Source organism: Aquirufa sp. TARAVU-A1A, assembly GCF_054558675.1.
The window spans coordinates 270,704-283,738 of sequence record NZ_JBPXKP010000001.1; the positions used below are offsets into that span (position 1 = coordinate 270,704).

The following is a 13,035-nucleotide window of genomic DNA, read 5'->3' on the forward strand; positions in this document are numbered from 1 at the left end:
GTTTTTTTTGTGGCTGACCAAAATCATATTTAGTCCAAATTTCCCGGCCGACCTTTGTCCTTCTTAAATTTTAAAGAACATGCAAAAATCCGCCGCACATACATTTCACATTCCCGTGATGGGATTGGGCTTCACGATTGACACCCCGGTGAAAGTTGGGCCCTTTGGTATTTCTTCCGTCGTTTCCATCGTGGACGACCATTTAGTTGAAGAAATGCGCGAGGCCTACAGCAAAGAAAATAACCTGAATTTTACGCCGATCGCGAAAACGGAGGAGGATTTCCGTGCCAAACGCATCAGCGCCTATCTGAATTTAGTAAAGACGCTCGTACAAGATAAGACGACTAGCATTCGCAATCAGCCTTTTGAACCCGAGTCGGACATCACACGTTATTTTGAATTATTGCCGGAAAACACTCCACAAAAAAGGGAATACCAGGAGATGCTCGCGGAGACGGATGTCTGCCAAAAATTCGTCAAACAAGGCAATTTGCGCAAACATGTCCTCGCAGGTTCCATCGATGTCAACATCATGTCGAAGGTCAATAAAATCAATTACGACAAAAAAGGGAACGCGCTGGAAAAGGAATTCGCAGATGCTTTAGCGGCCTTGCGCGGTTATGCGCAAAGCGATTTGAGCTCCTCCATCATCCTATCGGCGGGTTATAACCCCATGCTCTATGGCTACATCGAGGCTTTCCCCGATTTTTTCCCAGACGCTGCAGGTAAGCTAAAAAAGAAGATCATTCTCAAAGTGAGCGATTACCGAAGCGCAGTAACGCAAGGTAAAATCTTGGCGAAAAAAGGAATTTGGGTTTCTGAATTCCGCATCGAATCGGGTTTGAATTGCGGAGGACATGCTTTTGCCACGGATGGCTTGTTGATCGGGCCCATTTTAGAGGAATTTAAGACGAACCGACAAGCCTTAATGAGCGAGTTGTTCGAAATGTGTCAAAAAAGCTTAGCCGACAAAGGTCAAAACGTGTACCTCGAATATCCAACGATGCGCGTAACCGTGCAAGGGGGAATCGGGACGCATGCGGAAGATGCCCTGCTTCAAGATCATTTTCAAACCCAAGGAACCGGCTGGGGAAGTCCTTTTTTATTGGTTCCTGAAGCGACACAAGTAGATCCTTCCACGCGAAAAGCTTTAGCCGAAGCCGAGGAAAGCGATTATTACATGAGCCATGCCTCTCCGCTGGGCGTACCTTTCAACAATTTCCGAAAAAGTTCATCGGAGAAACAACGTTTGGAACGCATCGAAAAAGGTAGACCCGGCAGTCCCTGTAACTTGGAATATTTGGCAACAAATACCGAGTTTACAGAAAAGCCGATTTGCACGGCCTCGCGGAAATACCAACATGCGAAATTGAAGCAACTCGAAGAACAAGGTTTAGCAGCAGCGGAATATCAAAAAGCCTTTGATGCAATCACGGAAAAGGTTTGCTTGTGCACGGGACTTGGGACATCGGCTTTACAAAATTTTGATATCAAACCTTCGCATCACCAGCATGCCGTTGCGATCTGTCCAGGACCTAATTTGGCCTATTTTTCCGGAACCTTTTCGCTCAAAGAAATGGTAGATCACATCTACGGAAGAGCCAATATTCTCAACAACCACAATCGCCCGAACCTTTTTGTGAAGGAACTCAGCTTGTATGTTGACTACTTGAAAAAAGAAGTGGAAAAAAGCGTCGAATCCATGACAACAAAACAGGAACGCTACCTCAAAACATTCCGCGATAATTTGTTGGCCGGCGTCGCCTACTACCAAAACCTAAGCCTTCCGAGTCTACAAGACATGAAAGACGAATTAGCCCTTTGGGAAGCTAAAATTCAAAGTCTCCCTATTCCACAAGTTGGTTAAAATAAACCCCGGAAATCCGGGGTTTATTATTTTAATGGCTAATTTTAAACATTAAATCATACCCATGCATAAGCTTAGTCTTTACCTCCTCTTATCTTGTATTTCCTTTTTCGCATTTAGTCAAGACACTACCCAAATTGTTCATGCGGATCGACGCAATTCCGCTTCCCAACAAGCCAAACCCTATGTCATTTTAATTTCTGCAGATGGATTTCGATCAGACTTTTCGGTGAAATATGGTGCCAAATTTTTACAGAGTCGGGAGGCTCAAGGAATCAAGGCCAATGCAATGATCCCATCCTATCCAACGCTCACATTTCCTAATCATTATAGCATCGTAACCGGTCTTTACCCTTCGCACCACGGCTTGGTCGACAATCGTTATTTCGATGTGAATTCCGGAAAGGAATACAACATGGGAAACAAAAAGATGGTGGCCGAAGGAAAATGGTACGGCGGAACTCCACTTTGGGTACTGGCAGAGCAACAAGGCATGTTAAGTGCAAGTTTTTACTGGGTGGCATCTGAGGCCGACATTCAAGGAATTCGACCAACTTATTTATACACCTACAACGAAAATATTCCGATCGAGCAGCGCGTTCAAGCGGTGAAAAATTGGTTATCCTTACCAGCCGAAAAACGCCCGCACTTGATTACTTTTTACTTTCCACAAGTTGACCATGATGCACATGAGTATGGCCCCGAAGACCCTCGTGTGGGTGATGCCGTTCATTTTGTGGATGAGAGCATCGCTAAATTGCAAGCGGCCTTAGATCCTCTGAAATTACCTATCAATTATGTGTTTGTTTCAGATCATGGTATGACCACCGTAGATGCCGAGCACACCTTGGGAAAACCTGCCGCTCTTGATACCGCGGCATTTAAAGTTCCATCCGGCGATGCTTTGGTGCATGTGTATACCAAAATTCAAGCAGCCGTACCGAGCACACTTGCAGCACTCAAACAGAACACGAGCTTTAAGACCTATTTGATGGATGAAACTCCGGCACACTGGCATTACAGCAAATCGGATGACCGATTTAATCGTTTGGGAGATATTTTACTCGTGCCAAACCACCCATCTATTTTCAACCTGGGCACGCGGAAAACGAGTCCTGGAAAACATGGATATGACAATCACCATCCCGACATGCAAGCAAGTTTTCAGGCTTGGGGGCCAGCATTTAAATCAGGTAAAACCATTCCAGCATTCGAAAATGTGAACGTCTATCCGATGGTTGGCAAGATTTTAGGATTGACAATCGACGAATCAACGATTGATGGTCGATTAAGCCAACTGAAATCCATTCTGAAATAATTACATCGATGGCTTAAGGTTTTCCAAGGTAAATGGAAGGCCTTTCGCCGCGGTAATTTTCAAGTTGTTTAAGGTTTCCGAAGGAAAATAAATCGTTGTCAATACCGACAAGCCTCCATCTGCAAAAAACTCCGCCGAAGCAACATCTGTGATCAAGGTAAAGTCGATTGTGTCATTTGTAGCCAGACGCGGCGCATAAGCTTTTCCGGCAAATTTCGAACTGAAACTATGATCCCCTGCCGCATCGCGATCCACAAAATAGCGATTCGAAGCTGCTTCGTAACCAATGATTACTTGTTCTCCTTTGTTGTTGGAAAGCGTGATAGAAAAATCCTGTACCGGTAGTTTCCCCGACAAGCGTTGCAGCGCAGCAGCCGACTTCACAACTTTATTCGATTTAATCGTTTGTGTCCCCGTAACATAGTTGGAAACAGCGGCAATCGGAGTGGAAGCCAACACATATTTCCCGTTCAGGTTATGTAATTTCAAATCCCGAGGCAAGGTATTTGCACTCCGCCATGAAGCGGTAGGTACAACGGTCGCATAATCCCAGTTGGACATCCAACCCATAAAAATCCGCTTATCGCCCGTTTCGTGGAAAGTCACTCCAGCATAATTATCTCTTCCATAATCCACCCAGCGCGTTTCTTCATCTTGTGGAATGAATTGATGTCCATCGAAATCCCCTACAAAATATTGTGCTCCAGAACCACCATTAGCCGCCCCTGGATTTAAGTTAACGATTAAGACCCATTTGGTCTTCCCATCCACTTGCATCGGAAACAAATCTGGACATTCCCAAACACCTCCATGGGCACCTAATTTTGCACCAAACTCACTCTCCTTCGTCCAGTTTTTCAAGTCGGGCGATGAATAAAACGTCTCCCGATCCTGTGTAGCCAAAACCATAATCCATTTCTTCCCTGGTGCATACCAAGTCACATTCGGATCGCGGAAATCTGCAATACCTGGGTTTTTGATGACTGGATTTCCGGCAAATTTTACGAAGGTTTGGCCTCCATCTAAGCTATAGGCGATGCTTTGATTTTCACGATCGATCCGACCTGCTTTTTCCCAAGCCATGTTGTGGCTCGTGTAAATAGCAACCACAGGCGCAATGCCCTTGCTACCTAAACCCGAAGTATTTTGATGATCGATGACAGCTGAACCCGAGAAGATTAAACCTAAGCTATCCGGATACAAGGCAATCGGTTGGTGTTCCCAATGCATCAAATCCTTACTCGTCGCGTGGCCCCAGTGCATGGGTCCCCAAACCGTACTTTCCGGATGGTACTGGTAATATAAATGATAGGTACCGTTCGCATAAAACATCCCGTTCGGGTCATTCATCCACATGCTTGGTGGCGTGAAATGCAATTGCGGACGATGTTTTTCCTGCGCGAAAACGGCTAAGGAAATCAATAAAAAGAAGAGAATGTTTTTCATAAAGGCAAAAAAATGGGTGACCCAGCTGAGCCACCCAACAAAAATACGGGAATTCGTTACAAATTCTTTAAAAACTCGATGCTTCGTGGAACAAAATCAAGTTCTTGATTACTTTCATCCTCAATGAAGCAATGTTCGATGCCATTTTTCTTCGCGAGTTTGATGATTTCCTTCCAGTTCCCCTGGCCCGTTCCCACGGGAACATCATTTTCCGCAGGCGTACCACCCGTTAAATTTCCTTCGACCCCTTTGCGCAAATCTTTGACGTGCATCAATTTCCAACGATTCGGGTATTTCTTCAATAATTTAACCGGCATATCAGCGCCTCCGCCGTGCATCGTCCACAAGACATCCATCTCAAAAGAAACATAGGCCGGATTCGTATTTTTGATGATGTAATCCATCAAAGTACCATCCTCATAGGCATGAAATTCATAGCCATGGTCGTGGTAAGTAAACGTGATCCCGTTTTCTTTAAACACTTTTCCTGCACTGTTAAAAAGTGCAACGGCTTTTTGGGCATCTTCGAGTGTAAAATCCGTGCCTTTGTGTGGAATCCAAGCGCACATGACGAATTTAGCACCTAAGGTTTTCGCCCGACGAACTGCATCCATCGGATTAGCTAATTCGTCATATCCAACACCCGTCGACGGAATGCTGATGCCGCGTTCAGCACATAATTTCTTGAATTGTTCTTCGGTATAACCTTTCGTTGCACCGCCTTCTAATTCCGTAATGCCCATTTTCTGAATGATATCCAGCGTGTTTTCGGTGCTTTTGGGGAAATGATTCCGGAAGGTGTAGGCCTGCACACCCATGGGATAGGTGTATAATTTTTGAGCAAATGCGGGGAGCGTTAATAAGAACGCAAAAGCGAATAAAGTCTGTTTCATTTTTAAATAGGTTGGTCCGTAAAAGTGAAAGTTTTTTCTGAATTATGCTAATTTTGTTGTCATGGAAAAACCCTACCACACGGATCAAGTTTTTGATAAAATAGACACGCTTGCTTTAGGCGAATACGAAGGTTGTACGTTTCGTAATTGCCAATTTGAATCGGCGGATTTTAAGAACTTCCAATTCGTGGATTGTCGGTTCGAGGACTGCAACCTAAGTCTTGCCAAATTAAGCGCGGCGTCCTTCCAAAAGGTTTATTTCCAAAGTTGCAAGATGCAAGGTCTACGTTTTGAGGCATGCAATCCCTTTTTGTTTGAAGTTCATTTCAAGAACTGTGTATTGAATTTGTCATCATTTTACCAAGTAAACGGCAAAGGGACGAACTTTGAATCCTGCAGTTTACATGAGGTTGATTTTACGGAGGCAAATTTCAGCGAGGCCCATTTTGAGGAATGTGATTTGGCGGGCGCTTTGTTTGACCAGACGAATTTAGAGAAGGCCGACTTCCGAAATGCCTTCAATTTTCGCATTTCCCCTACGATTAATCGATTGAAGAAAGCCAAATTTTCCCAAGACGGATTAGCAGGCTTATTGACTGATTTCGGGATCGTAATCAGCTAATTGATAATTTTTTCATGGCTTATTTGATTTTGCTTTTTTCCCTTTAGCTTTGTAAAGCTCTGAGGATGAAAGCTGAAGAAATCTAAACCTATGAAAAAACTATTCTATTCATGCATGTTCTGCATGGCATTTTTCGTTGCACACGCCCAAAAAATTGAGTCGGCAAGTTTCATTTACGAATCCGCTCCCTTCCCATCTTGTCATGCATCCACCTTGGTCGAAACCCCACAAGGCATTGCGGCAACTTGGTTCGGGGGGACACATGAAAAGCATCCGGATGTGGCGATATGGTTAAGTTTTCACCAAAACGGAAGCTGGTCAAAGCCCATGGAAGTGGCCAATGGCATCCAAGCTAACGGGAAGCGATATCCTACTTGGAATCCGGTCTTATTCCAAATGCCTGGCAAAGAACTTATATTATTTTATAAAGTTGGCCCAGCACCCGACGAATGGTGGGGTGCGCTAAAACGCTCCTCAGATGGCGGTAAAAGCTGGTCGGCAGAAGAGCTTCTCCCGAAAGATATCTATGGCCCCATCAAGAACAAACCCGTATTATTGGCGGATGGAACGCTTATTTGTCCATCGAGTTCGGAAGATCATGACTGGCGCGTACACATGGAATTCACGAGAGATGGTGGACGAACTTGGACGCGAACCGAGGCATTAAATGATGGCGTAACGACTTCGGCCATACAGCCCAGTATCCTAAAATTATCGGGCGGTAAACTCCAGCTTGTTTGTCGGTCGGAAAACGACTACGTCCTACAAGCCACCTCAACTGACCAAGGCAAAAATTGGACGGCATTAAAACCTACGACCCTCTTGAATCCGAATTCAGGCATTGATGCGGTCACCTTACAAGATGGCCGACATATCCTTGTGTACAACAATACGAAAAAAGGACGAAGCCCCTTAAATGTCGCAATTTCGTCGGATGGTCAAAACTGGCAAGACATTGCCATCTTAGAAAACGAACCGAATGGCGAGTTTTCATATCCCGCAGTCATCCAATCGGCTGATGGGAAAATTCACATCACCTACACGTGGAAGCGAAAGAAAATCAAACATGTGGTGATGACACTTTAATATGACAACTCTCGATCTGGTCATTATTGGGCTGTACCTCCTCAGCATGGTTGGCGTGGGAATCTTTTTCTCTCGTCGAAAACGGAGTTCTGAACAGTTTGCTACCGCTGCTGGTCAAATTCCTGGCTGGGCGTTAGGCCTAAGTTTTTATGCCACATTTTTGAGTGCTATTACGTTCCTAGGGGACCCTGGAAAATCCTTTGGAAGCAATTGGAATCCCTTCGTTTTTAGCCTTTCCATTCCACTTGCGGCATGGGTAGCCAGTAAATTATTCGTGCCATTTTATCGAAATGGGCAATCGGTCAGCGCCTACACCCACTTAGAAAAACGTTTTGGTGCATGGGCGAGAACCTATGCGATGCTGTGTTTTATCTTAACGCAGCTGGCAAGGATGGGGACTATTTTTTATGGATTGGCCTTGACGATTAATGCCCTTTCAGGCATTGAAATGCCACTCATTATTGTAATCGCAGGATTCGTAATCATCCTATACACCGTTTTAGGAGGAATGGAAGCTGTCATTTGGACGGAAGTCATTCAGGCAATTCTGAAGACCTTGGGCGCCCTCATGATATTAGGATTGATTTTAAACCAAGTAGACATCACGGAAATTTGGGCGATCGCACAACGAGATAATAAATTTAGCTTAGGGACGTTTCAACCTGAATTTAATACGAGTTCCTTTTGGGTGATATTACTTTACGGATTTTTCATTAATCTGACGAATTTTGGTGTAGACCAAAACTATATCCAACGCTATCATACGGCGAAAAACACCCAAGATGCGGCGAATAGCATCTGGCTTTGCGTTGTGTATTATGTCCCCGTTTCATTTCTGTTTTTCTTGATTGGGACATCCCTATACGCCTTTTACGACGTAAATCCGGGGCTCATCATGGACCTCAAACAACAGGTTGCTACGGACAAAAACATCTCGATTCAATCGATGCAATTGGTTGATTATGCCGACCGCGTTCTACCGTATTTTATGAAAACGCAAATCCCAAAAGGTCTATTGGGATTGCTACTCGCGGCGTTATTGTCGGCTGGCATGAGCACCATGAGTTCGGGGATGAACAGTTCCGCAACAGTCTTTTTAAATGACATTTACCTGCGCTATATTCAAAAAGACCTGAGCCCACGAAAACAACTGCGGATTTTACGCATCTCCACCATGGCTATGGGCTGCCTCGGTATTGTGTTTGGAATTAGTATGATCGGGGTCAAGAGTTTATTGGATGTTTGGTGGAAGCTATCAGGCATCTTTGCCGGAGGAATGTTGGGCATTTTTCTCTTAGGCTTTCTCGCGAAACAGGTATCCAACGCCGCAGCGAAAATTGCGGCCTTCGTGGGTGTGGTGATTATTGCATGTATGTCGTTTAAGGATAATTTACCGGAAACATTACAGATTCCGTTGGAAGGCAAATTGACGGTAGTCCTTGGGACTTTGACCATTCTCCTGACGGGCATAGTCGTCCAGCGAATCCTAAAAAACCGTTGAAGATTATTGAGCAAGAATATCTCGAACGATCTTTAAATGATGTTCCGTGTGAATCCACAAAAATCGCTTCGCAAGCTTGGTATTTAAATGCCCAAACATCGGATGCGGAAAGAATTGCTTGGGTTGCTGGTTCAACAAATTCAAGACACTCAAACTAGCTCGGTCTAATGCCGCATCCAATTCCTCTTTAGAAATTGTTTCTGGAACAACGCCCTTAGGAGCACGCGCTTTCCCGCGTGGAATCTTTTTTGTCAGCAGCACATACCACTTGATAAATGTATGTTTTGGGGCATATTCTTCCGGATTTGAAGCGGCCAAAGTCGCCACGACCCCATTAATCACTTGCAGGTTATGCAACAAATGCCAGCCTACAGAACTCGAAGAAACGGCGGGATTTGTGGTTTCCCATTGCTCCGCTAACGTTTGCATTTCTTGTAATTGGATGGCGAGTTGGTTGATCATAGTCGAACTTGGACAAAAAGCCCGTGATTGGTTTTATCGAATTTCATTGGGCCATAGTAATCTAAATTAGACCCTAAACCCACCGTGAATTGCTTGATACTAATTCCCGCACGAACACTGTAAGCACTGCGGGCATGCGCTTCCAAAGTCATATCTTGGTTGTACATCGCCTGCAAACGCGTATACAATCGAGTTTTGGGACTTAATGCTGGCTTGTATTCTAAAATACCCACTGTCTCCAAATTCTTATTCGGAAGCATGTTAAAGGTAGGGAAAATCACCAATAAAAAATCGGGCCGAGCCTTTAAGTATTCAACGCCGACTGTTGGAACAAAACCCAATTTAAAATGCCATTGCGCACCAGCTGTCGCATGGAAATTGTGACCTAAGGCATAGGTTAATGAATTATTCACAACGATTTCCGTTTCCGAGGGAGTATTTTGGTAGTCGGCAGCGCCAACCGTCACATTGAAAAAATGAAAGCGCCCTTTGGCATCCACGGGACGATTCAGAATCATTAAAAAATTCGTACGATTATTTCCAAACATCACCTCGGCCGGGATGGGAGCTTGTGCAAAGGAAAGAATGGGGAAAAGGCAAAGAATCAACAGTTTTTTCATAGCCACAAAAATAGGCAAAACTTAGTTGGCAAGCTTTTTTTGAGACCAAAAAGCAAAAACTGCCGCCGTAATAAACATGATCAAACTATAGACCACCGCCGGAATGGTCATCGCACCATTGTTCAAAATGCTCAATGCGATGTAAATGGCTAATGATCCATTGTGAATCCCTACCTCCATGGAAATCGCCACGGCTTGTTTAGGAGGAAGCTTAAATAATCGCGGAAGAAAATAGCCCACGAGCAAACAGGCTAAATTAAAGCTAAGCGCTGCAGCACCCACGGCTTTGATATCATGTACCAAATGATCGATTTCGTTGAGGCCAGCTAGGACGATTAACAAAGCGAGGAATAACCCAGAAATCAATTTAACCTTCCCTTCCATCCGCTGTGCAAAGCCAGGATAGCGATGCCGAATCCACATCCCCAAACTAATGGGCGTAATAATCATCGCACAAACCTCCAATACTTTCTGAAATTGCATGGGCACATAGGCCTCCGCTTGCATGAAATACGCGAGGGAAAAATTCACAATGCCAGCAATCGAAAAGATGGAGAGTACGCTATTCAGCGCGGTTAAACTCACATTCAAGGCGACATCCCCTCCGGCCATGTGGCTGTAAAGATTTGCTGAGGGGCCTCCAGGGGCAGCGGCTAGTAGCATGAGGCCAACTGCCAAGGCGGGTTCCAATTGGAAGAAGTCGGCAATGAATAAACAAATAGCTGGTAACAGAAGCATCTGGGTAATCAATCCGATGAGAACCGCTTTGGGGTATTCAAAAATTCGTTTGAAATCAGCGGGAGTTAAGGATAAGCCTAATCCGACCATGATGATGGCGATGGCCATGGGCATGAGATAGATCGAAAGAAAACTTGCTTGCATCCAATAATTTTTAAACCTTGCTCAAAATATTGAAATTTTGCTTGTCATCCTAAAATTATTTGTTCGCCTTGGCCTCTGGATCTTCGTTCCCAAGGTCCATATTCGCAATAAAAGCCTCCTCGCAAAACAAGGACCTTTGCTGGTCGTAGCAAACCACCCCGACTCCTTTTTAGACGCCGTCATCCTAGGTGCATATTACCCGCGAAAAATGCATTTTCTCGCAAGGGGAGACGTTTTTCGAAAACCTTTGTTTGGCTTTTTATTACGCTCCATCGGGATGATACCTATCCACCGGGCACGGGAAGGTCGAGAACATTTGCACTTGAATGCCGGGACATTTGATGCTTCTGTAGATATCCTTGCCCATGGCGGTGGCATCCTGATTTTCATTGAGGGGATCTGTTTGTTGACCCATGAATTACAGCCCTACAAAAAAGGCGCCACTCGAATTTTGGAAGCCGCCCAGCAACGTGGCGTGCAGCCGATAATTCATGTGGTGGGAATCGCCTACAATGATTTCAAAGCTTTTGGCAAGGTCGTTGAAATACATGTAGAAGAATTTGAGCGAGCTCCTACCTTAGGACATGCCAAACATAGATTGGATTTTAACGCAGCGGTGTTTGAACAAATGCGCCGATTAATTCATGTTCCCTCGAAACGCATCCGCATCAAAAAAAGCCTGTTTTACTACCTGAATCTACCCTATTACCGTAGGGTTCAAAAGACCGTAGATCGCAAAACGAAGGGGACTGTCTTTTATGATTCGGTGCTATTTGCGACGTTGCTTTTTACCTATCCGATATATTTACTGCTGCTCGGAACGGGCTTATGGCTCGCGGGTTTACCTATTTGGTATGTGCTGTTTTTTATCCTCATGTTACCTTTGGGAATCAAAATTCAAATGCAAAGCACATAAAAAAAGCCCCGGAATTTCCAGGGCTCTGATTAGTCTTGTATCGACGAAATGGGTTTCGTCGCGTGGTACAATTCATACCAATCTTCGTGACTTAAACTGATTTGGAACGAATTCACAATGTTGCGAATGCGATTCTCTTCGAGGGTTCCAATTAAAGGCAAAGCACCTAATTTCACCAACCAAGCTACGGCAATCGATTCGATGTTTGCATCGTAACGAGCCGCAACTTCCATTAATTTTTTACGCACCTTCAGGGCTAGTTCGTCCGTCCCGTGTTCGATGCGACCACCCGCTAAAGGGGATGTCGCCAAGGGGCGCATGTATTTTTGCTTGATGTAATCAATGGCACCGTTATCCAATGCCGCGGTGTTCAACAAGTTCAAGTCGATGTGATTCGAAACAACTGGAATGTTTAAATAAGAAACCAACAACTGATGTTGGTATACAGAAAAATTCGAAACCCCGATGTTCTTCACTTTGCCGGAAGACTTCAATTTTTCCAAAGCCAAAGCTGTCGATTCCAAATCCGAAAGCGGATCCAATTGGTCTAACAAAAACACATCCAAATAATCCGTTTGCAGATTACGCAGGGAGTTTTCTACAGAAAGCGTAATGTGTTCCGCTGACGTATTTACGTGGTTAACGCGATATAAGGGCGGCGTGTTCACACCACATTTGGAGAAAAGAACGATATCGGAACGCTTGAAAGATTGTTTGGAAAGTACTTCACCGAAGCGTTTTTCACAGGTATAATTTCCATAGCGATCTGCGTGGTCAAAGGTATTCACGCCTAATTCCAAGCAAAGGTTGACAATTTTCTCCATGTCGCCCTTCCCCGCTTCCCAGCGCCAGAATCCGTAAATAGCAGGAGAAACTTTGGGACCTGCATCACTTAAATAGACCTTGTTCATGCTAATATAATTTTTGAAGCTGCTAATAAATCATCAACTAAATGGGTGGCTTTCGTTTCCGTTCCTTGCGGAGCCAAACGAATCGTCCGTAATCCGGCACGCGTTCCGGCGGTAATATCCCGCTCGTGATCCCCCACCATCCAGGAAGCATCCATATCTACTTCGTATTTGGCTGCTGCTTTTTCAATCATCAAGGATCCCGGTTTGCGGGTCAAAGAATGACTATCAAATTTTTCGTGGTAAGGACAGAAATAGATATCATCTAATTCCACGCCAGTTCCATCTTGAATCGCTTGATGAATCATATAGACATCTTCGCGTTTGTAAACACCTTTGGCGATACCACTTTGGTTGGTGATAATCACCAACAAATATCCAGCATCCTTCAAAGCGCGCAAGGCCTCTCCCACACCCGGCGGAATGATGAATTCCTCCATGCGGTACACATAATCCACGCGGTCAACATTTAGAACGCCGTCGCGATCCAAGAAAATGCACTTATTCTTCATTC

Annotated in this window: 13 protein-coding genes; 6 read left to right on the forward strand and 7 right to left on the reverse strand. The window is 44.6% G+C overall.

The window, feature by feature from the left end; genetic code table 11:
* Nucleotides 1-79 precede the first annotated feature (79 nt).
* Complete coding sequence (locus V7S75_RS01270) at nt 80-1,867, forward strand: hypothetical protein (protein WP_459510882.1); 1,788 nt, start codon at nt 80-82, stop codon at nt 1,865-1,867.
* A gap of 64 nt (nt 1,868-1,931) precedes the next feature.
* A complete protein-coding gene (locus V7S75_RS01275; RefSeq protein WP_459510883.1) occupies nt 1,932-3,185 on the forward strand; it encodes an alkaline phosphatase family protein in 1,254 nt (417 codons plus the stop codon).
* Here the strand turns inward: V7S75_RS01275 and V7S75_RS01280 are convergent, their stop codons facing one another.
* Entirely contained in the window at nt 3,186-4,631 is a 1,446-nt protein-coding gene (locus V7S75_RS01280) for a glycoside hydrolase family 32 protein (protein WP_459510884.1), read from the reverse strand.
* Between the two features lie 56 nt (nt 4,632-4,687).
* Nucleotides 4,688-5,524 carry a sugar phosphate isomerase/epimerase family protein gene (locus V7S75_RS01285; RefSeq protein WP_459510885.1) on the reverse strand — a complete coding sequence of 279 codons (837 nt, stop codon included), beginning with the start codon at nt 5,522-5,524 and terminating at the stop codon, nt 4,688-4,690.
* A 61-nt stretch (nt 5,525-5,585) separates the two neighbouring features.
* Here V7S75_RS01285 and V7S75_RS01290 point away from each other — a divergent pair, with 61 nt between their 5' ends.
* The 3 genes from V7S75_RS01290 (at nt 5,586) to V7S75_RS01300 (ending at nt 8,733) form a co-directional block, all read left to right on the forward strand.
* Nucleotides 5,586-6,146 carry a pentapeptide repeat-containing protein gene (locus V7S75_RS01290; RefSeq protein WP_459510886.1) on the forward strand — a complete coding sequence of 187 codons (561 nt, stop codon included), beginning with the start codon at nt 5,586-5,588 and terminating at the stop codon, nt 6,144-6,146.
* Nucleotides 6,147-6,236: 90 nt separating this feature from the next.
* Nucleotides 6,237-7,232 carry a sialidase family protein gene (locus tag V7S75_RS01295; protein ID WP_459510887.1) on the forward strand — a complete coding sequence of 332 codons (996 nt, stop codon included), beginning with the start codon at nt 6,237-6,239 and terminating at the stop codon, nt 7,230-7,232.
* 1 nt (nt 7,233) lies between these two features.
* Nucleotides 7,234-8,733: a sodium:solute symporter family protein gene (locus V7S75_RS01300; protein ID WP_459510888.1), complete on the forward strand. Its 1,500-nt coding sequence runs from the start codon at nt 7,234-7,236 to the stop codon at nt 8,731-8,733.
* A 3-nt stretch (nt 8,734-8,736) separates the two neighbouring features.
* Here the strand turns inward: V7S75_RS01300 and V7S75_RS01305 are convergent, their stop codons facing one another.
* The 3 genes from V7S75_RS01305 to V7S75_RS01315 are packed head-to-tail and all read right to left on the reverse strand — an operon-like array spanning nt 8,737 to nt 10,697.
* Nucleotides 8,737-9,195, reverse strand: a complete 459-nt coding sequence (locus tag V7S75_RS01305) for a DUF1569 domain-containing protein (protein WP_459510889.1) — start codon at nt 9,193-9,195, stop codon at nt 8,737-8,739.
* Nucleotides 9,192-9,815 (reverse strand): hypothetical protein, encoded by a 624-nt coding sequence (locus V7S75_RS01310; RefSeq protein ID WP_459510890.1) that lies wholly within the window; start codon nt 9,813-9,815, stop codon nt 9,192-9,194. The genes V7S75_RS01305 and V7S75_RS01310 overlap by 4 nt, the downstream gene beginning before the upstream one ends.
* Nucleotides 9,816-9,836: 21 nt before the next feature.
* Nucleotides 9,837-10,697: a bile acid:sodium symporter family protein gene (locus V7S75_RS01315; protein ID WP_459510891.1), complete on the reverse strand. Its 861-nt coding sequence runs from the start codon at nt 10,695-10,697 to the stop codon at nt 9,837-9,839.
* Between the two features lie 37 nt (nt 10,698-10,734).
* Here V7S75_RS01315 and V7S75_RS01320 point away from each other — a divergent pair, with 37 nt between their 5' ends.
* Nucleotides 10,735-11,613 carry a 1-acyl-sn-glycerol-3-phosphate acyltransferase gene (locus tag V7S75_RS01320; protein WP_459510892.1) on the forward strand — a complete coding sequence of 293 codons (879 nt, stop codon included), beginning with the start codon at nt 10,735-10,737 and terminating at the stop codon, nt 11,611-11,613.
* A 29-nt stretch (nt 11,614-11,642) separates the two neighbouring features.
* On the opposite strand, the gene V7S75_RS01325 is transcribed toward V7S75_RS01320, so the two are convergent.
* Nucleotides 11,643-12,524 carry an aldo/keto reductase gene (locus V7S75_RS01325; RefSeq protein ID WP_459510893.1) on the reverse strand — a complete coding sequence of 294 codons (882 nt, stop codon included), beginning with the start codon at nt 12,522-12,524 and terminating at the stop codon, nt 11,643-11,645.
* Entirely contained in the window at nt 12,521-13,033 is a 513-nt protein-coding gene (locus V7S75_RS01330; protein ID WP_315574638.1) for a D-glycero-alpha-D-manno-heptose-1,7-bisphosphate 7-phosphatase, read from the reverse strand. Before V7S75_RS01330 ends, V7S75_RS01325 begins: the two co-directional genes overlap by 4 nt.
* Nucleotides 13,034-13,035 lie beyond the last annotated feature (2 nt).

What these genes read in the sequence shown, in the direction of transcription:
- V7S75_RS01295 (WP_459510887.1), top strand. Translation starts at nt 6,237, where the DNA reads ATGAAAAAACTATTCTATTCATGCATGTTCTGCATGGCATTTTTCGTT.
- V7S75_RS01270 (WP_459510882.1), top strand. Translation starts at nt 80, where the DNA reads ATGCAAAAATCCGCCGCACATACATTTCACATTCCCGTGATGGGATTG.
- V7S75_RS01300 (WP_459510888.1), top strand. Translation starts at nt 7,234, where the DNA reads ATGACAACTCTCGATCTGGTCATTATTGGGCTGTACCTCCTCAGCATG.
- V7S75_RS01275 (WP_459510883.1), top strand. Translation starts at nt 1,932, where the DNA reads ATGCATAAGCTTAGTCTTTACCTCCTCTTATCTTGTATTTCCTTTTTC.
- V7S75_RS01330 (WP_315574638.1), bottom strand. Translation starts at nt 13,033, where the DNA reads ATGAAGAATAAGTGCATTTTCTTGGATCGCGACGGCGTTCTAAATGTT.
- V7S75_RS01325 (WP_459510893.1), bottom strand. Translation starts at nt 12,524, where the DNA reads ATGAACAAGGTCTATTTAAGTGATGCAGGTCCCAAAGTTTCTCCTGCT.
- V7S75_RS01305 (WP_459510889.1), bottom strand. Translation starts at nt 9,195, where the DNA reads ATGATCAACCAACTCGCCATCCAATTACAAGAAATGCAAACGTTAGCG.
- V7S75_RS01280 (WP_459510884.1), bottom strand. Translation starts at nt 4,631, where the DNA reads ATGAAAAACATTCTCTTCTTTTTATTGATTTCCTTAGCCGTTTTCGCG.
- V7S75_RS01315 (WP_459510891.1), bottom strand. Translation starts at nt 10,697, where the DNA reads ATGCAAGCAAGTTTTCTTTCGATCTATCTCATGCCCATGGCCATCGCC.
- V7S75_RS01310 (WP_459510890.1), bottom strand. Translation starts at nt 9,815, where the DNA reads ATGAAAAAACTGTTGATTCTTTGCCTTTTCCCCATTCTTTCCTTTGCA.
- V7S75_RS01285 (WP_459510885.1), bottom strand. Translation starts at nt 5,524, where the DNA reads ATGAAACAGACTTTATTCGCTTTTGCGTTCTTATTAACGCTCCCCGCA.
- V7S75_RS01290 (WP_459510886.1), top strand. Translation starts at nt 5,586, where the DNA reads ATGGAAAAACCCTACCACACGGATCAAGTTTTTGATAAAATAGACACG.